The following is a 23,140-nucleotide window of genomic DNA, read 5'->3' as shown; positions in this document are numbered from 1 at the left end:
AATTATATGAAACTGTCGCCATATTGCAGAAAATGCTTTGCAATATGAAAATTCATTCATTGCTAAGCATTTTTTGTTTTATGCCGCTCCGGACAAACTCACGCCAGACTCAGCTCCGCGCATAGCGGCAGATGGTCCGAAAGGACGGACCATGGCCGTCCGGACAGCACCCGCGCCGACTCCGCCCTCAGGCCGCGCACATAAATGCGATCCAGCGTCAGCATGGGCATGCGCGCCGGAAAGCTCTGGGCGTGGCTGCCATGCAATTGCAGAAACACCTCCTCCAAGCCCAGCTCGCCCTTCAGCAAGGCGCTGGCCTCGCCGCGCCAATCATTGAAATCTCCGGCCAGGATCAGCGGCTGATGCTCCGCGATGGCTTCCTGCACATAGCGCGCCAAACCCCGGTACTGCTTGCGCCGGTCAAACGCCAGCAAATTGAAGTGCCCGCACAGCGCCACCACCGGCTTGCTCCAGCCCTCGGGCTGCACCATGCACTGCAAGACGCCGCGGCTTTCAAAGCGGTTGACTGAAATATCACGATTGCACCACTGTGCCACTTTGAACCGCGTCAGCAGCGCATTGCCGTGATGTCCGTGCTCATAGCTGGCATTGAGTCCGTAAACCGCGCGATGGGACAGCCGTTCGGCCAGGTAATGATGCTGCGGCTGAAGCGGCCAGCGTTGATGACGCAGGGCGCGCTCCAGATTCCGCCCCTGCACCTCCTGCAAAAACAGCATGTCCGGCCCCAGTCCCGCCAGCGCCTCCGCCATATCCCCCACGCGCACATGCCGGTTCAACGGCGACATGCCTTTGTGGATATTGTATGTTATGACGTTGATATTTTTCATATGAGACGTACAGTCGGCGGCCGCTCTGCCAGCCGCCACGCATTGCCGGGCAGCCTGCGGCCCATCTGCTCAAACGGCTGCAGGTTTTGGCTGCCAGCCAGCGCCCATCAGCAGTAGCAATGCCGGCCATTACTCACGGACTGGATGGGGAGGATTAAATAATCTGGCCAATATCAGCAAAACCGATAAAAAACATGGACTCGCCCTCACCTAACACGTCCATGTTGGGTCAGCGGCACCACAGAAGCATGATTGCGGAGATGGCGTTTAGCCTTCTCCGCTCTCGTTTTCTTTGGCAGCCTGGGTCGCGGACTCGGCGGCCTCTTCCTGCTGCTTGGCTCTCCCCGCGCTGCTGATGGACACCTTGTCCTGGACGGATGCGGGGCTTGCCTGCGCAGTTTGCGCCGGAACGGCCGCATGGGCATGGCGGAGGGGCCCCAGAGTCAATGCTTGCGGACTCGTGCTCGTGGTGGAAATGGGAGCGATGGACATGATCAAGCCTCCTGCGTGAAACATCGTTAAAGGTGCCAGTCACTCCGGCGCCACACCCTACATTAGGGCAATTTTCACTTTAGCCTACCAAGCTTAAGTCAAACTTAGCCCGGATGCCGGCCGACGCCATTTCCTTTGCGGCCATTGGCTTTGAATTCGAGGAGCCTTCAGGGGCTTAGGCTGCTGAACAGCTCGTTCTCCTGTGCGAAATGCAGCCGCAGCACCGCCTCCAAACCATAAAGCGTGCGCTGGATATCCTGAATGACAGGCTCGGGAATGGGACTCTGCAGCGGATCGAAGAGCCGCGACAGCCGATGGATGCCGCGAAAAATCTCCTGATGGCTGCGACTCAATGCCGCCAGCGGATCATCGCCGCCCAAAAGCGACGACACTGCCGGATAAAGCGCTTGTTCATCCTCCTGCTCATGGGGGATCAGCTCGTTTCGCAACACGCCATTCAGCGCCTGCAATGCCTGCACCTGCCGATCAGGCATCATCGTCGGCAAGGCCCTGGCCAAGTCCGATAACTGGGCCAACAGCGGCTCCAGTTTCTGATGCTCCTCGCGCAGCGCTTGCACTTTGTCGGCGGCCAGGCGGGTCCGATTGCTGAGCAGCGGACGTATCCTTAAGGCGTTCAAGGCGTTTAGGATGGCCGCCACGTCTATCGCCTCCTGCAGCAGCGCCCCGTCCAGCGGCGGCAAGTAGCCCGCGGCCGCGACAAGCATCGCCAACAACGACAACGCCATGCCCAGCGCGACACTTTGCCGGGCGATCCGCATCGTCGCCACGGCTATCATCTTGGCTTCAGCCAGGCGGTCCAGCTTGTCGATCAGCAGCACCACCCCTGCGCTTTCCGCCGCTGCCGCCGCGCCGCGCGCGCCCATGGCCACGCCAAGCTGAGCCGACGCGAGCGCAGGCGCGTCGTTTACGCCATCGCCTATCATCATGGTGCAATGCGATTGCGCGGCTTCCGCAATGCGGGCCAGCTTACCGGCCGGCGACAGCTCCGCATGCACCTCGTCCACCCCGATGCCGCTGCCTATCGACTCTGCAACCTCGCGCTTGTCCCCGGTCAGCATGGCGATGCGGCGCACGCCTGCCCGCCGCAACAAGCGCAAAGCGCGTGGAGTCTCCAGCCGCAGCGGATCGGACAGCTCCAATAGCCCTTCCAGCTTGCCGTCTATGGCGACGAATACCCCCGTGGCCCCCTCCACCGCCAGGCGTTTGATCTCGGCATCCAGCCATGGCTCACTTGCCGCCCGGGCCAGGATGAATGCCGGCGTGCCGGCGGCAACCCGCCTGCCATCCACCCGCCCGCAGATGCCGGCTCCGGCAGTTTCCTCCACCCCCTCAGGCAGTGGAAGCTCCGTCACGCCCCGCTCATGTGCGGCGCGCAAAATCGCGGTCGCCAGCACATGGCAGGACATCTGATCCAGCGCGGCAACCAGCCGCAGCAACTCGCCAGCCTCATGCTGGCCATGCCCGCGGATGCCAATCAGCTTGGCCTGTCCGCCAGTCAGGGTGCCAGTCTTGTCGAAAAACAGCGTATCCGCCTGCGCCAAGCCCTCCAGCGCCGCGCCGCCCTTGACCAGGACGCCGCGCCCGGCGCAACGAGAGATGCCGGACACCTGGGCAACCGGCACCGCCAGCAGCAAGGGACATGGGGTAGCGACAACCAGAACGGCCAGCGCGCGTATCGGGTCGCCGCTGATGAGCCAAGCAGCGCCGGCCAGGAGAACCGTCAACGGAATAAACCAGGCTGCGTAACGGTCTGCCATGCGGGTGGCGGGGGACTTAGCGGCGGCAGCCTGCTGCACTAGCATGACGATGGCGCTGAATGTGCTGTCTGCGGCGCGCTTGGCCGCGATCATGCGGAAGCTGTCGCCGGCGTTAAGCGCTCCGCTGCGCAGCAAGTCGCCGGAAGTTTGCAAAATAGGCAGCGCCTCGCCGGTCAGCGAGGATTCATCTAGCGATGCCGCGGGGCTGGCGAGAGGGCCATCCACCGGAACCATCTCCCCCTGCTTCACCAGCAGCGTGTCGCCAGGGCGGATGTCATTTGCCGGAACGGTTTGGATCTGCTCCCCGTTAAGGCGGTGAGCCAATCGCGGCACGTTTTGCAGCAGCGCTTCCATTTCCCTGACGGCTCGACCGGCCGCATAGCTTTCCAGCAAACGGCCGCTGGCCGCCATCGCGGCTATGACAGCCGCGGTGGCATGCTCCCCCATCTGCAGAGCGACCAGGATGGACAAAATCGCCAGAACATCCACGCCCATGTGCTTTTGCCACAGCGCGCGCGCAGCGTCGTAAACCAGGACAAACAAAGCCGGCAGCGCAGACCATGCGAGTGCGTCAGGCCAGTCTGGCCCCCATCCGCCAAAGTGGTATGACAACGCCGCCAATAATGCGGCGGCAGGGATGCCCAGTAGCGTGATATTCAGCACCATCTCTCGCTGCGCCATGGCGGCGGTTCCTCTTTTGCACGGAGAGTCTCTAGTTGAGGCGGCAGTGACTTAGATTGAACCACCCCTGGTTTGACGGATGAATCCGAGGCTGCCGATGTGAAAGCGCCATTGTTTATTATGGGCAGGAGCGGTTGTTTTGACAGTTCGGCCTTGTCGCGCCGCCATGCGCCACGCAGCCATGCAAATGCGCAACGCGATGGGGCTGGGGCCGGCAGCGTCCGCTCAGCGCGCCAGCGCGCGCAGTTTGGCAACGAGGGTTGGATCGGGATTCGGCCCCACATCATCCACAGCAGCCGCGATTCTGCCCTGGCCATCCAGCAGCAGGATGCGCGTTGAATGATTGATGGCGCCGCTCTCCAAGCGGCGATAGCGGATTCCCAGGCTGGCGGCCAAGCCGCGCGTGTGCTCATCCGAATCGCTCACCAGCCACAGCCAGCCCGCCCCATCCATGCCGTGCTCCTTGGCCAATTGTTTCAGCGTCACCACCTTGTCCTCCCGTGGATTGAGGCTGATCAACAGCGCTTCCACCTTGCCCCGCGCGGCCGGTGGCAAAGCCGCCATCGTGGTTTGCATATTATGGATCACCAGGGGGCAGGCCAGCTGGCAGCTGCCGTAAAACATGGTCAGCAGCGCAGGCTTGCCGGCCAATTCCGCCATCTGAAACGGCTTTCCGTTTTGATCGGTCAGCGGCTCGCGCAATTGATACAGGGAGTCGCCCGGCACGGTTGCCGCCATCGCCAGCGAACACCATGCCGCCAGGCTGGCAAGCGCCCCGTTTCTTTTCCATCCACTCATGGTGCCCTCTCCTCGCTATCCTTGGCGCAACGAAAGCCCATGACTTGCGGCGCGTCGTTGCCATTCAGCGCCACCAACATGGCGATTCGCATCAAGATGGCGTAGTTTTCCCGATCGCCCAGCGACAGGGCCGCCGCGCCACAGGTGGCCAGGGTGCGCTGCTCGCCCTGCGCACGGCTATCGGTGGAAACAAACAGGCCGTTGAAGTCCTCCACCCATTCGTAGATGGAGCCATGCAAGTCGGCGACGCCCCAAAAATTGACATCCCGCCCCACAGATGGCAGCCCGCGTCCGCCGGGCTGTTCATACCAGCGCAGTATCTGCTCACGCCAGGCCGGGTCGTCGCGCGCATCGGCGCGCTTGTCATCGGCGGCCGCGGCTCTCTCCCATTCGTGCCAGGTGGGCAGTCTCGCGCCTTCGCTGGCGCAATAGGCGCGCGCGGCGTACCAGCTCACCTGCGTCACCGGGGCGCGGGCGAGCAATTTCCCGTAATCGCTCGCCGTTCGCCACGCGGCAAGATAGCCCGCAGCGGCGAACAAGGCTGGCGCGCGATCTCGACGCCACTGGGGATGGCTGAGCACAAAACCTAGGAACTCGGCATTGGTGACCGGCTCGGCTCGCAGCTTGTAAGCCGCCACGGTTACGGCGGCGCCATCGACAGACATTGCGCTGCGGAAGCGGCCGCCGGCAATGTCCACGTATTGGCCCGCCGCGGCAGCCTGGATCCAGGCCAGCCCCGTGCACGCCGCCAGCCACCCGGCTCGCCATTTCATGGCTTTTGCGCCCTCAGCGTCTTCACGTCCTCCACCGTCACCACAGGCTTGCCCTTGTTGAAGTGGACGCTGACGTAGTTCAGCACATCCGCCACCTCTTCGTCAGACAGGTCCAGCGACGGCATCACGCCGTTGTAGCTCACCCCATTCACCAGCAACTGGCCGGCACGCCCTCCCAGGATGATGCGCGCCGCCTCCAGCGGCGTTTTTTGAATCAGATCAGAATCCGCCAGCGGCGGAAACACGCCGGGCACACCCTGGGCATTGGCCTGGTGGCAGGCCACGCAGTTTTTGGCAAACACGGACTGGCCATGATCGGCCGGCCTGTTTTCGCGCGGCTGCGGCGGCTCCGCGTTCACCGGCGCCTCCTCGCCCGGCGCGGTTTTCACTGCGGGCGCCAGTTCGCCCATGGCGCTGATCTGCCCCTTGCCGTAGATATCGGGCCGATCCGGCCCGCTGACCGACAGCAGGCCGATGGCGCCCTTGTTAAAGGCGCGGGTGATGGAGTGATCCACCAGGGTCAGATTGCCGGGCACCTTGGGCGTGAACTCTACGATGGTGGAGCCGCCCGCCGGCACCAGCGTGGTTTGGACGTTGCGCTGGAAATTGGCGCCGCCCTCGGTGTAGACCTTGTCGAAAATGGCGCCGATGATGTGAAAGCTGGACGTCAAATTCGGGCCGCCCACGCCAAAGTAAATCCGCACCTTCTCGCCAGCCTTGGCCGTGAGCGCGTTCTTGCCCGTCAGCGCCCGGTCCGCGCCATTAAACAAGACGTAGGTGGGTTTCTCGTCTATCGCTTTCTGCATGTCGAACGGTTGCAGGCCGCCGGCCCGATAGCCCGTGCTAGTGTAGAAGTCGCCCTGCATCACGTAATACTCGCGGCTCACCTTGGGCAGCGGCGTCCTGGGCTGCACCAGTATCATGCCGTACATGCCGTTGGCGATATGCATGCCCACCGGCGCAGTGGCGCAGTGATAGACGAAAAGGCCAGGATTCAGCGCCTTGAATGTGAACACTGCCTGCTTGCCAGGCGCAACCAGCGTTTGCGGCGCGCCGCCGCCAGGACCGGTCACAGCGTGCAGATCGATATTGTGGGGCAGCTTGTTGCTGGCCAGATTTCTCAGGTGCAGCTCCACCGTATCGCCCTCCCTCACCCGTATCATCTTGCCCGGCACGGTGCCGCCGAAGGTCCAGAACATATAGCGCGAGCCCGGCGCGATCTCGCGCTCCACCTCTTCCACCGTCAACTCCACCACCACTTTGGCCGGCGCCATGCGCGTGATCGGCGGCGGCAGATTCGGCGGCGCCACCAGCGTTTCATGCACGATGGGCAAGTCCTTGCCTTCAGCAAACGCCGCTGCAGCATGCCCTCCCGCCATCAGCCCCGCCAACACGCCGCATAACGCCCATTTCCCGCTCCGTTTCTGGCCCATCGTCACGCTCCTTTAGTTGCAACCCGCGCCCGGTGGCGCAATTAATGTATTTTTGGCACACCTTATTATGCGCAATGGCTTCTCGCGGGAAATGTCGAGGTCATTTATCGTTGATGCAACTCAAGTTTCGACCTGCGCATGTGGCGTTTTCACCAATCAGCCACCGGCCAAGCAGCCGCTGGCAGCTTGGCCGCACAATCGGCGTCCCCTCATCGCCCCCATGCCTCACGCCGCCCGCCCGCGGCAATGCGGTCGGCATGTGGGATGGCGCTCCGCTCTTCCCTTTCCGCCGCATTCCGCGTACCATCGCGCCTCTTTAAATTTCAAGGAGATGCCAGAATGACAGTCCAAACCGCCTCCCGCGCCTGCGGTATCGACTTTGGCACCTCCAACTCCACCGCCGGCTGGCTGCGCCCCGGCCATGACACGCTGCTGCAACTGGAAGACGGGAAGATCACCTTGCCCTCGGTCGTATTCTTCAATTACGAGGAAGACCATGCCAGCTATGGCCGCGCCGCGCTGGCAGAGTATATGGATGGGTACGAGGGCCGCCTGATGCGCTCGCTCAAAAGCCTGCTTGGCTCCAGCCTGATGGATAGCCAAACCGAGGTCCAGGGCAAGGCGCTGCCCTTCCGCTACCTGCTGAAACTGTTCATCCAGGAGTTGAAGCAGCGCGCCGAGAAGGCGGCCGGACGCGGCTTTGACCATGTGGTGCTGGGGCGCCCGGTATATTTCGTCGACGACAACCCCCAGGCGGATCAGCTGGCCGAGGATACGCTGGCCGCCATCGCCCGGGAGGCCGGCTTCAAGGAGATTTCCTTCCAGCTGGAGCCGATCGCGGCGGCCTTCGATTATGAATCGTCCATCCAGAAGGAAGAGTTGGTGCTGATCGTGGACATCGGCGGCGGCACCTCGGACTTCACCCTGATCCGGCTGTCGCCGGAGCGCCGCGCGCATGGCGAGCGCCGCGATGACATCCTGGCCACCGGCGGCGTGCACATCGGCGGCACGGACTTCGACCGCCAGCTGAGCTTGCATGGCGTCATGCCGCTGTTCGGCTTCAAGACCCGGCTGCGCAATAATGCCGAGATGCCATCCAGCCAATACTTCAACCTGGCCACCTGGCACACCATCAACTTCGCTTACACGCGCAAGGCCTGGATGGACCTGCAGGACGTTCATCGCGACGCGGCCGAGCCGCAAAAGCTGGACCGTCTGTTCAAGCTGATCCAGGAGCGCGCCGGCCACTGGCTGGCCATGGAGGTGGAGGCGGCCAAGATCGCGCTGTCCGATCAGGACAGCCACCGCCTGCTGATGGACCCGATCGAGCGCGGCCTGCATTGCGACCTGGCCCGGGTAGACTTCGAAGGCAGCATCGCCAGCCTGTTGGATCGCGTCGCCACCACCGTATGCCGGCTACTGGACGATGCCGGCCTGCAGGCGGAACGGGTTGACACCGTGTTCTTCACCGGCGGCTCCAGCGGCGTGCCGGCCTTGCGCGCAGGCGTGCGCGCGCTGCTGCCCAATGCTCACCATGTGGAAGGCAATCTGTTTGGCAGCATTGGCAGCGGCCTCGCCATCGAGGCCATGAAGCGATACGGTTAAGCTAGCTAGTTGGGATGGCCAGCAGAGCGCTGGCCTGCATGAGGGCGCCGTCAGGCGTCTTTTTTCTTGCGCGCGGCCGCCGTCTCCGGCGCGGCCTCGAAACCGAACAGATTGGCGGTGCGGCCCATCTGGGATTGGCAGGCGATTACCAGGGCGCGATTGATCGCCTCTTTCTTGCTGACGCCCCACCACTCTATCATCTTGCTCAGCGACTTCTGCGCCTCGCGGCTCAGCTCCACCGTCACGGACAGCTCCTGCAGGCGATTGCGCCGCAGCTCCCTGCTGCGGCGCTTGCGCTCCGCCACCGTCATCGCGCGCGCGCCAAGCGGCTTGCGCCCCGGCTTCTTCTGGACGCCGCCTATCAGGTCGAAGGTGTAGTGATCGCAAGGGTCTTTCATTGATGGGTGACGGGTCACGGCTGAGTTGGGCGCGCAAGCATATCACAAAGCCGCGGCGCGCGCTGATCGGCAAGCCACGCCGCAATGCCCGTGCGAAACCAGGGCAAACGCCGCCCGGCAACGCGCGCGGCCGGCTGGCGCTCCCAAGCGCCCCGCGCAGCGGATTCCGCGCGCCCACCCATGCCGCGCGAGGCTGGCGCGAACGGCATCCGCGCGTAGGGACGACTATTTTTGCGCCGCCGGCTGCGCCGCATCCCGCTGCCACCACTGCGGATGCTGGCGCAAAGGCAAGGCCATTTCAGCCGCCAGCTCGGCCAGCATGCCCTGGCAAGCCGTCAGCAGGGCGGCCGCATCCGGGCGGGAAACGGCGCTGTCGCGGCTAAACGCGCCCGACGCCAGCACCGCGCCGTCCGCCGTCCGCAGCAGTTGCCATACCGCATCCATGCCCACGCCGCGCCCGGGGCGCAAACTCAAGCGGCGCACATCCAGCGTGTAGCGCAAGTCGCCGCCATCCATGCCCGGCTGAGGGTAGGCATAGACGCTGGCCACGCCGCCGGCCCGGGACACGCCGGCAGCCAGATTCTGCGCCAGCAGGCGGTCCAAGGGCGCGCTCCAGCGCGCATATTCTTGCAGCCGCAATTCGCCATTGCCGTCGTCCAGCACCAGCTGCGGCCGGTCCAGCGCCGCCGGCAATGAGACAGGCCCCACCATCACGCGCTTGCCGAACTGGACCGCCGCCGGCGACAGCGCCGGCGCATCCAGGCCGTAAAAGCGGGCCGGCGGCGACGCGCAGCCCATCAGCCCCGCGGCCAGCAGCGCGGCCGACATCCAGTGTTTGATCATGGCTGTTTCTCCTTGCCGCGCACCAGCGCCTCGGGGTGGCGATCCAGGTAATCGGCCAGCGCGCGGAAGCTGCGCGCGGTTTCCTTCACCTCCTGCGCCGCGGCGCGCACATCCTGCTGCAGCGGCGAGTCGGCTTTCATGGCTTGCCGCGTCGCCTCCAGCGTCTGCTGCAGTTGCTCCAGCGTTTTGCCTGCCTGCGGCACGGTTTGCTGATTCAGGCCGTCGCTAAGCTGCTTCACGCTGTCCAGGGTCTGCTGCAAAGACTTCAGCGAGGCGCTGGCCTCCTTGCCTATGCCATCGAACGGAATGGCATCCAGCCGTTTCACAATGCGTTGCAACACGCGCTGCAACTCCTCGAGGTCGCCCGGTATGGTGGGCAGCTCCGGCAGGCCGTTGCGCACGATCAGCTTGGCCGGCGGCGCGTCGCGGAAGAAGTCGAGCGCCACGTAGAGCTGCCCGGTCAGCAGGTTGCCGGCGCGCAGCTGGGCGCGCATGCCGTTGGCGATCAAGAGTTGCGGAGACAGCTTGCCGGAGATATGGCCGCTGCGCGACAGCGTGTCCAGGCGGCTGGGATAGGTGCGGATGTCCACCGTCATGTCGAAATCCTTGCGCTCCGGCACGTACTCCACGCCTATCGCCGTCACCTCGCCGATGGGAATGCCGCGAAAGTCCACGGGCGCGCCCACGCTGAGGCCCCGCAAGGACTGATGGAAGCGCAGGCGGAATGGCTGCATTTCACGGTCCGGGTTCTGCAGCGCCTTCTCACGCGTGGCGTGCAGGATGAAGTTGCGGTCCGACAGGGGCACGCCGCCGTTGTCGGTCAGCGGCGTTTCAAAGGCGATGCCGCCCAGCGCGATGGCCGCCAGCGACTGGGTGCTGACATTGAGCCCGTCCGCGCTCAGCGACACATCCACGCCGCTGGCGTGCCAGAAGCGGCTGTTGGCGGTGACAAACCTGTCATATGGCGCGCCGATGAAAATGCTCACCCGCACGAAACCGCCCTTGGGATCCAGCTCATAACCTGTCACCTGCCCCACCGGCACGCGGCGGAAGTAGACCGGAGACCCCGTATTGAGCGATCCCAGATTGTCCGCGCGCAGGAAGAAGGTATGGCCCGGCAGGTCGGCATTGATGATGGGCGGGTTCTCCAGGCCGACGAAGTCCGTCTTGCGCGCCGCGCTCTTGCCTATGTCCATGCCGATGTAGGAGCCAGACAGCACGGTGCCCAGCCCGGTGACGCCGCCGCCCGAGATGCGCGGCCGCACCACCCAGAAACGGCTGTCTTCGGCCAGGTAGTCCGCCGCCTGCTGGCTCAATTGCGCGGTGGCGATGATGGACTGGCGGTTGGGGCTCAGCGCGACCGAGGTCACCTCGCCTATCTCCACGTCCTTGTACTTGATGCGGGTCTTGCCCGCCTCTATGCCTTCTGCGTTCTGGAAGGCAATGGTGATGATCGGCCCGCGCGACAAAACGGCGTGCACGGCCAGCCAACCGCCGATCAGGGCCGCCACCACGGGAATCAGCCAAACCAGGGACGGCGCCCAGCGGCGGCGCCTCACCGGCACGGCCTGCGGCAGGTCCGCCTCGGGCGGAGTTTGCGGAGTCTCACTGCTCATCATTGTCCTCAAGCGGATCCCAGATCATCCGGGGGTCGAAACTCATCGCGGCCAGCATCGTCAGCACCACCACCGCGCCGAAGGCGATGGCCGCCGGGCCCGCCTTGATGCTGGCCAGCGACTGCCATTGCACCAGGGCCACCATCAAGGCCACCACAAAGATGTCCAGCATGGACCATGGCCCGATGACCTCGATCAGCCGGTACAGCCGCGTGCGCTGCTGGGGCGCCCAGGTCCAGCGCCACTGCACGCTGCACAGCAGGAGCAGCAAGGCCAGTATCTTCAGCAAGGGCACCAGCACGCTCGCGGTGAACACCACCAGGGCCAGCGGCCAGGAGTCATTGTTCCACAGATAGACCACGCCGCTCATGATGGTGTCGCGCTGCACGCCGGTCAGCGCCGTGGTTTCCATGATGGGCAGCAGATTGGCCGGCAGGTAGCAGATCATGGCGGCCAACAGCAGAGCCCAGCAGCGCTGCAAGGCGGCCGGGCGGCGCAGATGCAGCGCCGCGCCGCAACGCGGGCAGGCGCTGTCCCCATGCGGCTGCGCCCGGCTCAGCAGGCCGCAGCCATGGCACAGGCATAGATCGCGCGCCGCGGCGCTGTTTACGCCGTAGCGCATGCTTGGTGGCGCTCCCATAGCTGATGCGGCCGAAACCGGGCGGCGCTGGCGGCCATCAGCATGATCAGCGCGAAAAAGGCCCAGAGGCCGATGCCGGGATGCACGCTGGCCAGGTGCACCAGCTTGACCAGAGAAACCAGCACCCCTAGCAGAAACACCTCCACCATGCACCAGGGACGGGCCAGCCGATACAAACGCATCATGACGGCGAAGCCTGCGGGCTGAATGCCCAGCAACAAGGGCAATTGCAGATACAGCATGCTCAGAATCTCCAGCGCCGGCATCACGATGCCGGTGAACAGCACCAGCAGCGCCACCTCCGGCATGCCTTGCGCCTGCAGGGCGAGCGCGGTCTGCCACAGCGTAGCGGCATTGCGATTGCCGGCGATCTCCAGCGCCAGCACTGGATAGCAGTTGGCGATGATGAACACCGCGACGCCGGCCAGCAGCAGCGCGCAGGCGCTGGACTGCGTCTCCTCGCCCTGCTCGTACAGGATGGCGCCGCAGCGCGGGCAGCAGACGCCGGCCCGCTCCCGCCCCGCCGCCGGCAGGCGCAGCAGCAGATCGCAATCATGGCAGGCGGTCAAGGCCGGCGCGGCGCGGCTCATACTGTCCACCTGCGCTTGCGCTCCGCGGTAAAGCTCCACCAGGCCCGGGCTTCGCCCGTATCGGCGTAATGACAGACCGACATCAAGACATCCAGCACACAGGGGTCCTGGCGCCGCCCGGTCAGGTCGCACAGCTGCAGATACAACTGCAGCGGCTCCCGGCCGCGCAGCTCGGCTGGGGAGTGGATGCCCAGCAGGCGCAGGTCGGCGGCCGTGCTAGGGCCGACATTGGGCAGCTGAAGCAAGTCCCGAGCCTGCTCAGGCGCCGGGCAGCGTGAGGGATGCATGGATCATTGCGCTCGCCGAATCATGAGAACCATATGATAAAGGAGCGCCCGCCGCAGTTCAAAGCCACGGCCGTCATGCGGCGCTCAGCCGCGAAGCATGTCCCAGGCCAGCTTGCAGATCAAGACGCTGGTCAACAGCAGGAACAGCACCCGCACAAAGCCTGCGCCATTCTTCATCGCCAGGCGCGTGCCCACCACGGCGCCGGCCATATTGGCCGCCGCCATCGGCAGCGCGTAGGCAAACAAGATGTGGCCGCCAATGGCAAAGGAAAGCAGCGCCGCCACATTGGTTGTCAGATTGACCACCTTGGCCGCCGCGGAAGCATGCAGGAAGTCGAACGCGAAAAAACGGATGAACAGAAACATCAGAAAACTGCCGGTGCCCGGGCCAAACAGGCCGTCATAAAAACCGATGGCGCCGCCTATGGCCATGCCTATCGCCATCTCGCGGCGGCCTATGGCGACGGGCTTGTGCAGCTTGCCAAAGTCCTTCTTCCAAAGCGTGTAGGCGGCCATCACCAGCAGCAGGACCAGGACCAGCGGCCGGATGATGTCCTTGGGGATCAGCGTGACCACCTGCGCGCCGGCAAACGCAAACACAAAAGCCGTGGCCGCCGCGGGCAGCACCAGGCGCCACGGCAGCCGCACGCGGCGCAGGTACGAGCGCGCGGCCGACAGCGTGCCGACGGCGGAAGCCAGCTTGTTGGTGCCGAAAATAGTGGCCGGCGCCACATTGGGCAAGGCGCTGAACAGGCCAGGAATCTGGATCAAGCCCCCTCCGCCCACGGCGGCATCCACCAGGCCGGCAAAGAAAGCGATCACGCACAAAACACTCAAGCTCAACAACATCGTCATTCTCCTTCCCTGCGCATTCTACCTCCGCTTGCCATCGCAAGATTGCAATACAATGTTGCAGATATCGAAATCTAGAGGGCGCGATGAAAACTTTGTGGAATCTGCGCGTGTTCTGCGCCGTGGTGGAGTCGAAGAGCTTTGTTTCCGCCGCCCGCCGCCTGGGCACCTCCCCCAGCAGCGTCACGCGCGCGCTGCAAGCGCTGGAGGAGGAACTGGGCACGATGCTGCTGGCGCGCTCCAGCAAACTGGTGGCGCTGACCATGGCTGGGGAGTCCTACTATCCGCTGGCGCAGCAGATGCTGGAGCTGCAACAGCAGGCGGAGGAGGAACTGAATCAACAGAATGGCTCGCCGCGAGGGCTGCTGCGCTTTTCGGCGCCGGAAACGCTTGGGCGCGAGCTGCTGCCGCGGATATTGGCGCGCCTGGCAGACGAGCACCCCGGCCTGCGCTTCGAGGTGCTGTACAACGACGCCGTGCTGGAGCCGATGCGCGACAAGCTGGACTTTTCGATTCGCGGCGCCTTTCCCAACTCCAGCGAGCTGATCGGCTACCCCTTGTGGTCCTATCGCCGCCATCTGTACGCCAGCCCGGCCTATGTCGCGCGCCACGGCGCGCCAACCCACCCCGGGGAATTGCCGGCGCACCGGGTCGTCATCCACAGCGCCCCGCGCGTGCTGAAGGCCTGGAACTTCGTGAGCGATGAAGAAAGCCTCAGCCTGAATCTTCACGCCTGGCATCGCAGCAACTCCGGCAACGGCGTGCTCGATGCCGTGCGCGCCGGCCTGGGCATCGCTCGGCTGGGGGACTGGCTGGCAGAGCCGCTAGTCCGTCGCGGCGAACTGCTGCGGCTATGCCCCGTCTTCCGCATCGTCTCCAGCCAGGGCGACGATCCGCAGATGCACGCCGTCTTCGCCAGCCGCGCGCTGCCGCGTAAGGCCCGCCTGCTGCTGGAGGCCTTGCGGGAGGCCGCGCAAGCGCGCGGCTTCGGCGCGCGCGGCTAGAAAAAAACAAGCCCCGCACAGGGCGGGGCAAGTCGCTGGAAGCAAGCCGCGTCAGTTATTGTCGTTGAGCGACTGCTTGCCGGCGGTGACCGGATACTTTTCGCGCAGCGTCTTCAGGTAGGCGGCAAACTGACCGTTCGCGCTCACTTGATCGAGCTGGCCGCCCAGCTGGGCGCGCTCCGCATCCGTGGCGGCCGGCGCCGGCACCACCTTGTTGACGCGATAGACCACATAGCTGCCGTCATCGTGATGCACGCCGGCAAATGCGGGCAGCTTGGCCGCGCCGACGGCGAAGATCGAACGCATGTCCGACTGCGGCAGGCCGGGCGCGCGGCGCGACACGGTCAGGGCGGCGCCCCATTGCTGCGCGTCGACGCCCTTGCCGGCCTTCAACTCCGCCAGCAGTGCCTGGCCCTTCTTGTCGGCCAGCTTGGCGCCCTCGCGCGCGATCAGTTCAGCCTTGATCTGGTCACGCACCTCGGCGATGGCCTGCTGACGCTCGGGCTGATGATCCGCCACGCGCGCCACCACCAGTCGGCCGCCGCCGACGTCCACCACTTCGCTATTGTGCTTTTTCTTCAGCACGTCGTCGCTGAACACGGCCTGCAGCAGCTTGGGATTGCCCAATATCTCATCCTGCGCCGGCTGGTTGCGCTGCAGCCAAGCGGAGTGCTTGACCTCCAGCTTCAGCGCGTCCACCACGCCCTTCAGCGAATCGGCCTGCTGATAGGACACTTCGTTCAGCTTGTCGGATTGCGCGCGGAACAAAGCGGCCGCTTTTTGCTTTTGCAGCTTCTCCACGATGGCCGCCTTCAACTGATCCAGCGTCTCGCTCTTGATCGCGTCCAGGCGGATGATGTGGAAGCCGTACTCGGTCTCCACCAGGTCGCTGATCTGGCCCGGCTTCATCGCGAAAACGGCATCGTCGAACGGCTTGACCATCATGCCGCGCGCATTGAAGCCCAGGTCGCCGCCCTTTTCCGCGGAACCGGGGTCTTGGGACTTCGCCTTGGCGATTTCGGCAAACTTGGCCGGATTGGCTTTCACTTCCTTCAGAATGGCCTCGGCCTCGGCCTTGATCTTGGCCTTCTGCTCCGGCTTCGCGTCCTTGGGCACCGTCAGCAGGATGTGCGAGGCGCGACGCTGTTCGCCGGCCAGGTCGGCCTTGTGCTGCTCGTAGTATTTCTGCACGTCGGCATCGCTGACCTTGATGCTCTGGGCCAGGGCGTCTTGCGACAGCACCACGTAGTCCAGCTTGACTTGCTCGGCGGTGCGGAAGCGCTTGGCGTTGGCGTCGTAATAGGCCTTGATGGCCGCGTCGTCAGTCTTCACTTCCGCGGCGAAATCGCTAGGCTTGATCAGCAGCGGCTGGATCTCGCGCGCCTCTCCCAGGATGGCGATCACGCGATCAATGACGACCTGCGGCACAAACTGGGTGCCGGCCACGCTGTCCATCTGGCTTCGCACCATCAGGTCGCGGCTGATTTCGTTCTCAAATGCCTCTGCGGACGGATAGCGGCTTTTCAGGAACTCGGCGTAGCGCTCTGCGCTGAACTTGCCCCCATCCTGAAACAGAGGCACGGCGGCGATGAACTTGCGCAGCTGCTCCGGACTGACCGTCGCGCCGTGATCGCGCGCGTCGGACAGCAGCAGTTCGCGCTGGATCATGTTCTCCAGCATGGCCTGGCGGGTAGCTGGATCGCTGGGCCGCCCCTCAAGCGCGCGATCCAGGTCGCGCTTGTAAATCTTGGTATTGCCCACCTTGACCAGATAGGGGTCGTCGGTGGCGCTGGAGTAGCTGCCGACGCCGAATCCCACAAAAGTCAGGGCCACGGCGCCCAGTATCACTTGAATAACGGTTTTGTTGTTCTGAACAAACTCGAACATGGCAATTGGCTCTAGCCACCCCTGTTAAAAAAAAAGGTGAACGCGTTGGATCGGTTCACCTTTCTTGTGTATTTGGCGGAGCGGACGGGGCTCGAACCCGCGACCCCCGGCGTGACAGGCCGGTATTCTGACCAACTGAACTACCGCTCCGAACTTTGGTGGGCGTTGACGGAGTCGAACCGCCGACATTCTGCTTGTAAGGCAGACGCTCTACCAACTGAGCTAAACGCCCGGCTTCGCCGCCTTCACGCGGATGGCGGCGAAGGCGCGATTATAGCGCGTCCTTCAGTGCCTTGCCAGCGCGGAACTTCGGAGAACGGGCCGCCGGGATCTTGATGGTTTCGCCGGTTTTCGGATTGCGGCCGCTGCGCTCGGCGCGCTCGCCCACATAGAAGGTGCCGAAGCCCACCAGCGTCACGGTATCGCCTTTTTTCAGGGCGTCGGTTACGGCAGCCACCATGCCGTCCAGCGCTTTGGCAGCAGCGGCCTTGGAAATGTCGGCCTCTGCGGCAATGGCGTCAATCAGTTCAGACTTGTTCACGTAAGTCCCCTTTCGTCGTTCTCGGTCTACGTAATTCGGATAAAAACGCTTGCTTTATAGCAAGGCCGAAATCCTTGTGTCAAGCGGCTTCCACGGGGGTTTTGCTATTTCGCAAGCCCGCTGGAAAGCCGAAAACACAGGGAATATTCACAGCATTGATAAGGCCATGATTCTTAATGCTTCAGCACCGGCATCGCGCTGCCCGCCTCCGGCGCTGGCGGAATGTCGCCTGCGGGCTCTTCTTGCGACAAAGCCTCGGGTTGGCGCTCCAACGCCAGCGCCAGCACCTCGTCTATCCACTTGACAGGATGGATTTCCAGCTTTTGCTTGATGTTAGCCGGAATTTCCACCAGGTCTTTCTCATTGCCCTTGGGGATCAATACGTGGCGGATGCCGCCCCGATGCGCCGCCAGCAGCTTTTCCTTCAGGCCGCCGATGGGCAAGACCTCGCCGCGCAGCGTGATCTCGCCGGTCATCGCCACGTCGGCGCGAACCGGAATGCCGGTCAGCACGGACACGATGGCCGTGGTCATGGCGATGCCCGCGCTGGGGCCATCCTTGGGCGTAGCGCCTTCCGGCACGTGGATGTGCATGTCGCTCTTCTCGTAGAAGTCCGGCTTGACGCCAAGGCTGCGCGCCCGGCTGCGCACCACGCTCATCGCCGCCGTGATCGACTCCTGCATCACCTCGCCCAGCTGCCCGGTGCGCACGATATTGCCCTTGCCCGGCAGCGACACCGCCTCTATGGTCAGCAACTCGCCGCCCACCTCGGTCCAGGCCAGGCCCGTCACTTGGCCGATGCGGTTCTCTTCTTCTGCCAGGCCGTAATCGAAGCGCCGCACGCCCAGGTACTTGTCCAGATTCTTGGCCGAAACCGTAACCTTGCCCGCCTTGCCCGGCTTCAGCAAGGCGCCGGTCACCACCTTGCGGCAGATCTTGGCGATTTCGCGGTCCAGGCTGCGCACGCCGGCCTCGCGGGTGTAATAGCGCACGATGTCGCGCAGGGCAGACTCCTGCACCGCCAGCTCGCCCTCCTGCACGCCATTGGCCTGCATCTGCTTGGGCAGCAGGTATTTCAGGGCGATGTTGACCTTCTCGTCCTCGGTGTAGCCGGACAGGCGAATGATCTCCATCCGATCCAGCAGCGCCGGCGGAATGTTCAGCGAGTTGGCGGTAGCCACGAACATCACGTCAGACAAATCGTATTCGACTTCCGCGTAATGGTCGATGAAAGCATGATTCTGCTCCGGATCCAGCACTTCCAGCAGCGCGGAAGACGGATCGCCGCGGAAATCCGCGCCCAGCTTGTCCACCTCATCCAGCAGGAACAAGGGGTTCTTGACACCCACCTTGGTCATGTTTTGCAGCACCTTGCCCGGCATGGAGCCGATATAGGTGCGGCGATGGCCGCGGATTTCGGATTCGTCGCGCACGCCGCCCAGGGCCATGCGCACGAACTTGCGATTGGTGGCGCGGGCGATGGACTGGCCCAGCGAGGTCTTGCCGACGCCCGGGGGGCCCACCAGGCACAGGATGGGCGCCTTCAGGCGATCCACGCGCTGCTGCACCGCCAGGTATTCCAGTATGCGTTCCTTGACCTTCTCCAGGCCGAAGTGATCCTCGTCCAGCACTTCCTCGGCCTGGGCCACGTCCTTGCTGATCTTGGTTTTCTTCTTCCAGGGCAGGTCCAGCAGCGTGTCGATGTAGTTGCGCACCACGGTGGCCTCGGCCGACATCGGCGACATCATCTTCAGTTTCTTGAGTTCGGACTGCGCCTTCTCTCGCGCCTCCTTGCTCATGCCGGCTACCTTGATGCGGCGCTCCAGCTCGTCCAGGTCGCTGGCCTCGTCCATCTCGCCCAGCTCTTTCTGAATGGCCTTGACCTGCTCGTTCAGGTAGTACTCGCGCTGGCTCTTTTCCATCTGGCGCTTGACGCGGCCGCGGATGCGCTTTTCCACCTGCAGGATGTCGATTTCGCCTTCCAGCTGCGACATCAAGTGCTCGAGGCGCGTCTGCACATCGAACATCTCCAGCACTTCCTGCTTTTGTTCCAGCTTCAAAGGCAGGTGGGCGATGATGCTGTCGGCCATGCGGCCGGCGCGGTCGATGCCGGCCAGCGAATTCAAGACCTCGGGCGGGATTTTCTTGTTCAGCTTGACGTACTGCTCGAACTGGGCCAGCAAGGCGCGGCGCATCGCCTCGGTCTCATTGGATTCTTCCAGTTCGCTGGACAGCGGGGAGAATTCCGCGACGAAGCAGCCTTCCTCTTCGCTGACCTGCTTGATGGTGGCGCGCTGACGGCCCTCGACCAGCACCTTGACCGTGCCGTCCGGCAGCTTGAGCATCTGCAGCACCGCCGCGATGGTGCCAACGCCGTAAAGATCCTCGGCGGACGGTTCGTCCTTGGAGGCGGAGCGCTGGGCCACCAGCAGGATCTGCTTGCCTTCGTCCATGGCCAGTTCCAGCGCACGGATCGACTTGGCCCGTCCGACGAACAGCGGAATGACCATATGGGGAAAGACCACCACGTCGCGCAAGGGCAACAAGGGCAGCGTGGTCTCTTCTAGAATTTCTGCGGGTTGCGGCATATCACCTAACCTTAGCTTGGGAAAACAATGCTTGGAAAATGGGGCGAAAGGCCAGAATATCAACACCCCATACTAAAACAGATTGCGCCACTGACAAATAAAAAACCGCCCAGCCGGGCGGTTCAGTCATTCAGACCAGGCCTTCAGGCGGATTGTGCCACACCGCCGCCGTCGCGGTAGATGAAAAGCGGCTTGTCGCCCTTCTCGATCACCTTCTCGTCCACCACGACTTTTTCGACGTCCTGCATGGACGGCAGCTCGTACATGGTGTCGAGCAGCGCGCGCTCCAGTATGGAGCGCAGGCCGCGGGCGCCGGTCTTGCGGGCGAGCGCCTGCTTGGCGATCACGCGCAGCGCCGACGGACGCACCTCCAACTCCACCGTTTCCAGCGAGAACAGCCTCTGATACTGCTTGATCAGCGCGTTCTTGGGCTGGGTCAGGATGGAGACCAGCGCCTCCTCATCCAGCTCCTCCAGCGTGGCCACCACCGGCAGACGACCAATCAGCTCCGGAATCAGGCCGAAGCGGATGATGTCCTGCGGCTCGACTTCCTGGAACAGCTTGGTCAGGCTCTTGCCGTCGTCCTTGGAGGAGACTTCGGCGCCGAAGCCGATGCCGCCCTTTTCGGAGCGTTGGCGGATGATCTTGTCCAGACCATCGAAAGCCCCGCCGCAGATGAACAGGATGTTGGTGGTGTCGACCTGGATGAACTCCTGGTTCGGATGCTTGCGCCCGCCTTGCGGCGGCACCGAGGCCACCGTGCCCTCGATCAGCTTCAGCAGCGCCTGCTGCACGCCCTCGCCCGATACGTCGCGGGTGATGGACGGGTTTTCCGACTTGCGCGAAATCTTGTCGATCTCGTCGATGTAAACGATGCCGCGCTGGGCCTTGTCCACGTCGTAGTCGCACTTCTGCAGCAGTTTCTGGATGATGTGCTCGACATCCTCGCCCACATAGCCCGCCTCGGTCAGCGTGGTGGCGTCGGCGATGACGAAGGGCACATCCAAGAGGCGAGCCAGCGACTGGGCCAGCAGCGTCTTGCCTGAGCCGGTCGGGCCGATCAGGAGGATATTGCTCTTGGCCAGCTCGACGTCGTCCTTGCTGCCCTTGTTGTACAGCCGCTTGTAGTGGTTGTACACCGCCACAGACAGGGTCTTCTTGGCGAAGTCCTGGCCGATGATGTACTGGTCCAGGTCCGCGCGAATCTCCTGCGGCGTCGGCAGCGGGTGCTCCGCCGCCGTGCCGCCCACCACTTCCATGGTGCTGCCTTTTTCCAGCTCCTCGCGGATGATGTCGTTGCACAGCTCGACGCATTCATTGCAAATGAACACCTGCGGGCCGGCGATCAGCCGCTGCACCTCGTGCTGGCTCTTTCCGCAGAAAGAGCAATAGAGAAGCTTTTCGTTGCTGTTTTTGTCAGCCATTAGCCAATTCCACTACTTAGGCCGTCACATCCCGGCGGGAAGACAGCACTTTATCGATCATGCCGTAGGCGCGGGCCTCTTCGGCGGACATGAAGTTGTCGCGCTCGGTGTCGGACTGCACCCGTTCCAGCGTCTGGCCGGAATGCTTGGCCAACAGCTCGTTCATCTTGGCCTTCACCTTGACCAGCTCGCGGGCGTGGATCTCGATGTCGGTCACCTGGCCGGACAGGCCGCCGCCGTACAGCAGCGGCTGGTGAATCATCACCCGGCTGTTTTCCAGCGCGAAACGCTTGCCATGGGTGCCTGCCGCCAGCAGGAAAGCGCCCATGCTGGCCGCCTGCCCGATGCATAGCGTGGAAACATCCGGCTTGATGAAGTTCATCGTATCGTAAATCGACATGCCGGCGGTGATGGAGCCGCCCGGCGAGTTGATGTAGAAATGGATGTCCTTGTCCGGATTTTCCGACTCCAGAAACAGCATCTGCGCCACAACCAGGTTGGCCGACTCGTCGGTGACGGGGCCGACCAGGAAGACAATGCGCTCCTTCAAGAGGCGCGAGTAGATGTCATAGGCGCGCTCGCCTCGACCACTCTGCTCCACCACCATGGGCACCAAGCCCAGACCTTGCGGTTCCATCATAGATTTCATCGGCCACTCCAATTTGGTTATCAGGCTTGGCTGCCCATCAGTTCGTCGAAGGACAGCTCCTTCGCTACAACATTGGCCTGAGACAGCACAAATTCAACCACATTGTCTTCCAGGACCATGGAGGTCGGGCCTTCCAGGCGGTCGGCGCTCTCGTAGTACCAGGCCAGCACGTCTTCCGGCTGCTCGTAGCTGTCGGCGAACTCGGTGATCATGGCGCGAACCTGCTCCGGCTTGGCTTCCAGCTTGTTGGCTTCCACCACTTCAGACAGGATCAGGCCCAGCTTGACGCGGCGTTCGGCTTGCGCGGCGAACAGTTCCGGCGGGAACGGCATGTCTTTGACGTTCATGCCGCGCTGTTGCATTTCGCGGCGGGCCTGCTCGACCAGACGGCCGATTTCCAGATTCACCAGCGCCTTCGGCAGCTCGATCTCGGTGGCGTCGATCAGGGCCTGCATCACGTTTTCCTTGGTGCGGGCCTGCAGGCGGCGCTTCACTTCGCGCTCGACGTTCTTGCGGATTTCGCCGCGCATCTTTTCCACGTCGCCTTCGGCGATGCCCAGGGCCTTGGCGAAGTCGGCGTCCACTTCCGGCAGCACGGCCTCAGCCACGTTCTTCACCAGGATTTCGAACACGGCGGTTTTGCCGGCCACGTCCTTGCCATGGTAGTCGGCCGGGAAGTTCACTTCCACGCTCTTGATGTCGCCTTCCTTGGCGCCGATCACGCCGGCTTCGAATTCCGGCAGCATCTGGCCTTGGCCCAGCACGAACGGGAAGTTCTCGGCGGAGCCGCCTTCGAAGGCCACGCCGTCGATCACGCCCTTGAAGTCGATGATCACGCGGTCGCCTTCGGCGGCTTCGCGCTCAACGCGGTTGAAACGGGTGCGCTGCTTGCGCAGGATGTCGATGGTTTTTTCGATTTCGGCATCGCCCACGTTCACGGTCGGCTTTTCGATTTCCTTGCCGGCCAGCTCGCCCACTTTCACTTCCGGGTAGATTTCAAAAGTGGCGGCAAACTTGAAGTTTTCCTTGTCGTCACCAGCGGCCACCGGCTCGAAGCGCGGGTAACCGGCCACGCGCAGGCTTTGTTCGGTCACGGCTTGGTAGAAGCCTTGCTGAACCTGTTCACCCATCACTTCTTCACGCACCTGGGCGCCGTAGTTCATTTCCACGATCTTCAGCGGAGCCTTGCCCGGGCGGAAACCTTGGATCTTGGCGCCGCGCGCTACGCGCTTCAGGCGCTCGGCCACTTGCGCTTCGATGGCGGCCATCGGCAGGGCGATGTTGATACGGCGCTCAAGATTGCTCAGAGTTTCCAGCTGTACTTGCATGTTGATTCCTTAGAGTGTGACAGGTTGTAGTCATCTGGGACGGTACGACGCCCGCCGCCGGCCTCTGCCGGCGATCATCGGACGC

Annotated in this window: 21 protein-coding genes and 2 tRNA genes; 2 read left to right on the top strand and 21 right to left on the bottom strand. The window is 63.5% G+C overall.

The window, feature by feature from the left end; all coding sequences use genetic code 11:
* Positions 1–98: 98 nt before the first annotated feature.
* The 6 genes from FYK34_RS06620 to nirK form a co-directional block, all read right to left on the bottom strand.
* The gene (locus FYK34_RS06620; RefSeq protein ID WP_149295626.1) at positions 99–848 is read right to left on the bottom strand and encodes an endonuclease/exonuclease/phosphatase family protein; all 750 of its coding nucleotides are present in this window, start codon (positions 846–848) and stop codon (positions 99–101) included.
* Positions 849–1,115: 267 nt separating this feature from the next.
* The gene (locus FYK34_RS06615; RefSeq protein ID WP_149295625.1) at positions 1,116–1,340 is read right to left on the bottom strand and encodes a hypothetical protein; all 225 of its coding nucleotides are present in this window, start codon (positions 1,338–1,340) and stop codon (positions 1,116–1,118) included.
* A gap of 167 nt (positions 1,341–1,507) precedes the next feature.
* Positions 1,508–3,799 carry a heavy metal translocating P-type ATPase gene (locus tag FYK34_RS06610; protein WP_168209663.1) on the bottom strand — a complete coding sequence of 764 codons (2,292 nt, stop codon included), beginning with the start codon at positions 3,797–3,799 and terminating at the stop codon, positions 1,508–1,510.
* Between the two features lie 225 nt (positions 3,800–4,024).
* Positions 4,025–4,597: an SCO family protein gene (locus FYK34_RS06605; RefSeq protein WP_149295624.1), complete on the bottom strand. Its 573-nt coding sequence runs from the start codon at positions 4,595–4,597 to the stop codon at positions 4,025–4,027.
* The gene (locus FYK34_RS06600; RefSeq protein WP_149295623.1) at positions 4,594–5,370 is read right to left on the bottom strand and encodes a formylglycine-generating enzyme family protein; all 777 of its coding nucleotides are present in this window, start codon (positions 5,368–5,370) and stop codon (positions 4,594–4,596) included. The genes FYK34_RS06605 and FYK34_RS06600 overlap by 4 nt, the downstream gene beginning before the upstream one ends.
* The gene (nirK, locus tag FYK34_RS06595) at positions 5,367–6,803 is read right to left on the bottom strand and encodes a copper-containing nitrite reductase (RefSeq protein ID WP_149295622.1); all 1,437 of its coding nucleotides are present in this window, start codon (positions 6,801–6,803) and stop codon (positions 5,367–5,369) included. Before nirK ends, FYK34_RS06600 begins: the two co-directional genes overlap by 4 nt.
* 339 nt (positions 6,804–7,142) lie before the next feature.
* Here nirK and FYK34_RS06590 point away from each other — a divergent pair, with 339 nt between their 5' ends.
* Positions 7,143–8,408: an Hsp70 family protein gene (locus FYK34_RS06590; RefSeq protein WP_149295621.1), complete on the top strand. Its 1,266-nt coding sequence runs from the start codon at positions 7,143–7,145 to the stop codon at positions 8,406–8,408.
* A gap of 50 nt (positions 8,409–8,458) precedes the next feature.
* Here the strand turns inward: FYK34_RS06590 and FYK34_RS06585 are convergent, their stop codons facing one another.
* The 7 genes from FYK34_RS06585 to FYK34_RS06555 form a co-directional block, all read right to left on the bottom strand.
* Positions 8,459–8,806, bottom strand: a complete 348-nt coding sequence (locus FYK34_RS06585; protein ID WP_149295620.1) for a hypothetical protein — start codon at positions 8,804–8,806, stop codon at positions 8,459–8,461.
* 225 nt (positions 8,807–9,031) lie between these two features.
* Positions 9,032–9,649: a PqiC family protein gene (locus FYK34_RS06580; RefSeq protein WP_149295619.1), complete on the bottom strand. Its 618-nt coding sequence runs from the start codon at positions 9,647–9,649 to the stop codon at positions 9,032–9,034.
* Positions 9,646–11,265: a PqiB family protein gene (locus FYK34_RS06575; RefSeq protein WP_149295618.1), complete on the bottom strand. Its 1,620-nt coding sequence runs from the start codon at positions 11,263–11,265 to the stop codon at positions 9,646–9,648. Before FYK34_RS06575 ends, FYK34_RS06580 begins: the two co-directional genes overlap by 4 nt.
* Entirely contained in the window at positions 11,255–11,887 is a 633-nt protein-coding gene (locus FYK34_RS06570) for a paraquat-inducible protein A (protein ID WP_149295617.1), read from the bottom strand. Before FYK34_RS06570 ends, FYK34_RS06575 begins: the two co-directional genes overlap by 11 nt.
* Positions 11,872–12,495 carry a paraquat-inducible protein A gene (locus tag FYK34_RS06565; protein WP_149295616.1) on the bottom strand — a complete coding sequence of 208 codons (624 nt, stop codon included), beginning with the start codon at positions 12,493–12,495 and terminating at the stop codon, positions 11,872–11,874. The genes FYK34_RS06570 and FYK34_RS06565 overlap by 16 nt, the downstream gene beginning before the upstream one ends.
* On the bottom strand, positions 12,492–12,782 hold the full coding sequence (locus tag FYK34_RS06560) for a helix-hairpin-helix domain-containing protein (protein ID WP_149295615.1): 291 nt from the start codon (positions 12,780–12,782) through the stop codon (positions 12,492–12,494). Before FYK34_RS06560 ends, FYK34_RS06565 begins: the two co-directional genes overlap by 4 nt.
* Positions 12,783–12,866: 84 nt before the next feature.
* A complete protein-coding gene (locus FYK34_RS06555) occupies positions 12,867–13,631 on the bottom strand; it encodes a sulfite exporter TauE/SafE family protein (protein ID WP_196782634.1) in 765 nt (254 codons plus the stop codon).
* An 89-nt stretch (positions 13,632–13,720) separates the two neighbouring features.
* Here FYK34_RS06555 and FYK34_RS06550 point away from each other — a divergent pair, with 89 nt between their 5' ends.
* Complete coding sequence (locus FYK34_RS06550; protein ID WP_149295614.1) at positions 13,721–14,638, top strand: LysR family transcriptional regulator; 918 nt, start codon at positions 13,721–13,723, stop codon at positions 14,636–14,638.
* A 51-nt stretch (positions 14,639–14,689) separates the two neighbouring features.
* Here the strand turns inward: FYK34_RS06550 and FYK34_RS06545 are convergent, their stop codons facing one another.
* The 8 genes from FYK34_RS06545 to tig all read right to left on the bottom strand — a co-directional run bounded on the left by FYK34_RS06545 (position 14,690) and on the right by tig (position 23,055).
* Positions 14,690–16,525: a SurA N-terminal domain-containing protein gene (locus tag FYK34_RS06545; RefSeq protein ID WP_149295613.1), complete on the bottom strand. Its 1,836-nt coding sequence runs from the start codon at positions 16,523–16,525 to the stop codon at positions 14,690–14,692.
* 73 nt (positions 16,526–16,598) lie between these two features.
* Positions 16,599–16,675, bottom strand: a tRNA-Asp gene (locus FYK34_RS06540).
* Positions 16,676–16,681: 6 nt separating this feature from the next.
* Positions 16,682–16,757 (bottom strand) — tRNA-Val (locus tag FYK34_RS06535).
* Between the two features lie 39 nt (positions 16,758–16,796).
* Positions 16,797–17,066 carry an HU family DNA-binding protein gene (locus FYK34_RS06530; RefSeq protein WP_043572292.1) on the bottom strand — a complete coding sequence of 90 codons (270 nt, stop codon included), beginning with the start codon at positions 17,064–17,066 and terminating at the stop codon, positions 16,797–16,799.
* Positions 17,067–17,239: 173 nt separating this feature from the next.
* Positions 17,240–19,654, bottom strand: coding sequence for an endopeptidase La (gene lon / locus FYK34_RS06525; RefSeq protein ID WP_149295612.1), 2,415 nt, complete (start codon positions 19,652–19,654; stop codon positions 17,240–17,242).
* 143 nt (positions 19,655–19,797) lie between these two features.
* Positions 19,798–21,078 (bottom strand): ATP-dependent Clp protease ATP-binding subunit ClpX, encoded by a 1,281-nt coding sequence (gene clpX / locus FYK34_RS06520; RefSeq protein WP_149295611.1) that lies wholly within the window; start codon positions 21,076–21,078, stop codon positions 19,798–19,800.
* A gap of 16 nt (positions 21,079–21,094) precedes the next feature.
* Entirely contained in the window at positions 21,095–21,727 is a 633-nt protein-coding gene (clpP, locus tag FYK34_RS06515; RefSeq protein WP_011136105.1) for an ATP-dependent Clp endopeptidase proteolytic subunit ClpP, read from the bottom strand.
* A 20-nt stretch (positions 21,728–21,747) separates the two neighbouring features.
* The gene (gene tig / locus FYK34_RS06510; RefSeq protein WP_149295610.1) at positions 21,748–23,055 is read right to left on the bottom strand and encodes a trigger factor; all 1,308 of its coding nucleotides are present in this window, start codon (positions 23,053–23,055) and stop codon (positions 21,748–21,750) included.
* Positions 23,056–23,140: the final 85 nt, after the last annotated feature.

The sequence above is a fragment of the Chromobacterium paludis genome, assembly GCF_008275125.1.
In the GTDB taxonomy this organism is placed as follows: Bacteria; Pseudomonadota; Gammaproteobacteria; order Burkholderiales; family Chromobacteriaceae; genus Chromobacterium; species Chromobacterium paludis.
Note: the sequence above shows the minus strand (reverse complement) of the source record. Positions and strands in the feature narration are given on the sequence as shown.

What these genes read in the sequence shown, in the direction of transcription:
- FYK34_RS06620 (WP_149295626.1), bottom strand. Translation starts at nt 848, where the DNA reads ATGAAAAATATCAACGTCATAACATACAATATCCACAAAGGCATGTCG.
- FYK34_RS06615 (WP_149295625.1), bottom strand. Translation starts at nt 1,340, where the DNA reads ATGTCCATCGCTCCCATTTCCACCACGAGCACGAGTCCGCAAGCATTG.
- FYK34_RS06610 (WP_168209663.1), bottom strand. Translation starts at nt 3,799, where the DNA reads ATGGCGCAGCGAGAGATGGTGCTGAATATCACGCTACTGGGCATCCCT.
- FYK34_RS06605 (WP_149295624.1), bottom strand. Translation starts at nt 4,597, where the DNA reads ATGAGTGGATGGAAAAGAAACGGGGCGCTTGCCAGCCTGGCGGCATGG.
- FYK34_RS06600 (WP_149295623.1), bottom strand. Translation starts at nt 5,370, where the DNA reads ATGAAATGGCGAGCCGGGTGGCTGGCGGCGTGCACGGGGCTGGCCTGG.
- nirK (WP_149295622.1), bottom strand. Translation starts at nt 6,803, where the DNA reads ATGGGCCAGAAACGGAGCGGGAAATGGGCGTTATGCGGCGTGTTGGCG.
- FYK34_RS06590 (WP_149295621.1), top strand. Translation starts at nt 7,143, where the DNA reads ATGACAGTCCAAACCGCCTCCCGCGCCTGCGGTATCGACTTTGGCACC.
- FYK34_RS06585 (WP_149295620.1), bottom strand. Translation starts at nt 8,806, where the DNA reads ATGAAAGACCCTTGCGATCACTACACCTTCGACCTGATAGGCGGCGTC.
- FYK34_RS06580 (WP_149295619.1), bottom strand. Translation starts at nt 9,649, where the DNA reads ATGATCAAACACTGGATGTCGGCCGCGCTGCTGGCCGCGGGGCTGATG.
- FYK34_RS06575 (WP_149295618.1), bottom strand. Translation starts at nt 11,265, where the DNA reads ATGAGCAGTGAGACTCCGCAAACTCCGCCCGAGGCGGACCTGCCGCAG.
- FYK34_RS06570 (WP_149295617.1), bottom strand. Translation starts at nt 11,887, where the DNA reads ATGCGCTACGGCGTAAACAGCGCCGCGGCGCGCGATCTATGCCTGTGC.
- FYK34_RS06565 (WP_149295616.1), bottom strand. Translation starts at nt 12,495, where the DNA reads ATGAGCCGCGCCGCGCCGGCCTTGACCGCCTGCCATGATTGCGATCTG.
- FYK34_RS06560 (WP_149295615.1), bottom strand. Translation starts at nt 12,782, where the DNA reads ATGCATCCCTCACGCTGCCCGGCGCCTGAGCAGGCTCGGGACTTGCTT.
- FYK34_RS06555 (WP_196782634.1), bottom strand. Translation starts at nt 13,631, where the DNA reads ATGTTGTTGAGCTTGAGTGTTTTGTGCGTGATCGCTTTCTTTGCCGGC.
- FYK34_RS06550 (WP_149295614.1), top strand. Translation starts at nt 13,721, where the DNA reads ATGAAAACTTTGTGGAATCTGCGCGTGTTCTGCGCCGTGGTGGAGTCG.
- FYK34_RS06545 (WP_149295613.1), bottom strand. Translation starts at nt 16,525, where the DNA reads ATGTTCGAGTTTGTTCAGAACAACAAAACCGTTATTCAAGTGATACTG.
- lon (WP_149295612.1), bottom strand. Translation starts at nt 19,654, where the DNA reads ATGCCGCAACCCGCAGAAATTCTAGAAGAGACCACGCTGCCCTTGTTG.
- clpX (WP_149295611.1), bottom strand. Translation starts at nt 21,078, where the DNA reads ATGGCTGACAAAAACAGCAACGAAAAGCTTCTCTATTGCTCTTTCTGC.
- clpP (WP_011136105.1), bottom strand. Translation starts at nt 21,727, where the DNA reads ATGAAATCTATGATGGAACCGCAAGGTCTGGGCTTGGTGCCCATGGTG.
- tig (WP_149295610.1), bottom strand. Translation starts at nt 23,055, where the DNA reads ATGCAAGTACAGCTGGAAACTCTGAGCAATCTTGAGCGCCGTATCAAC.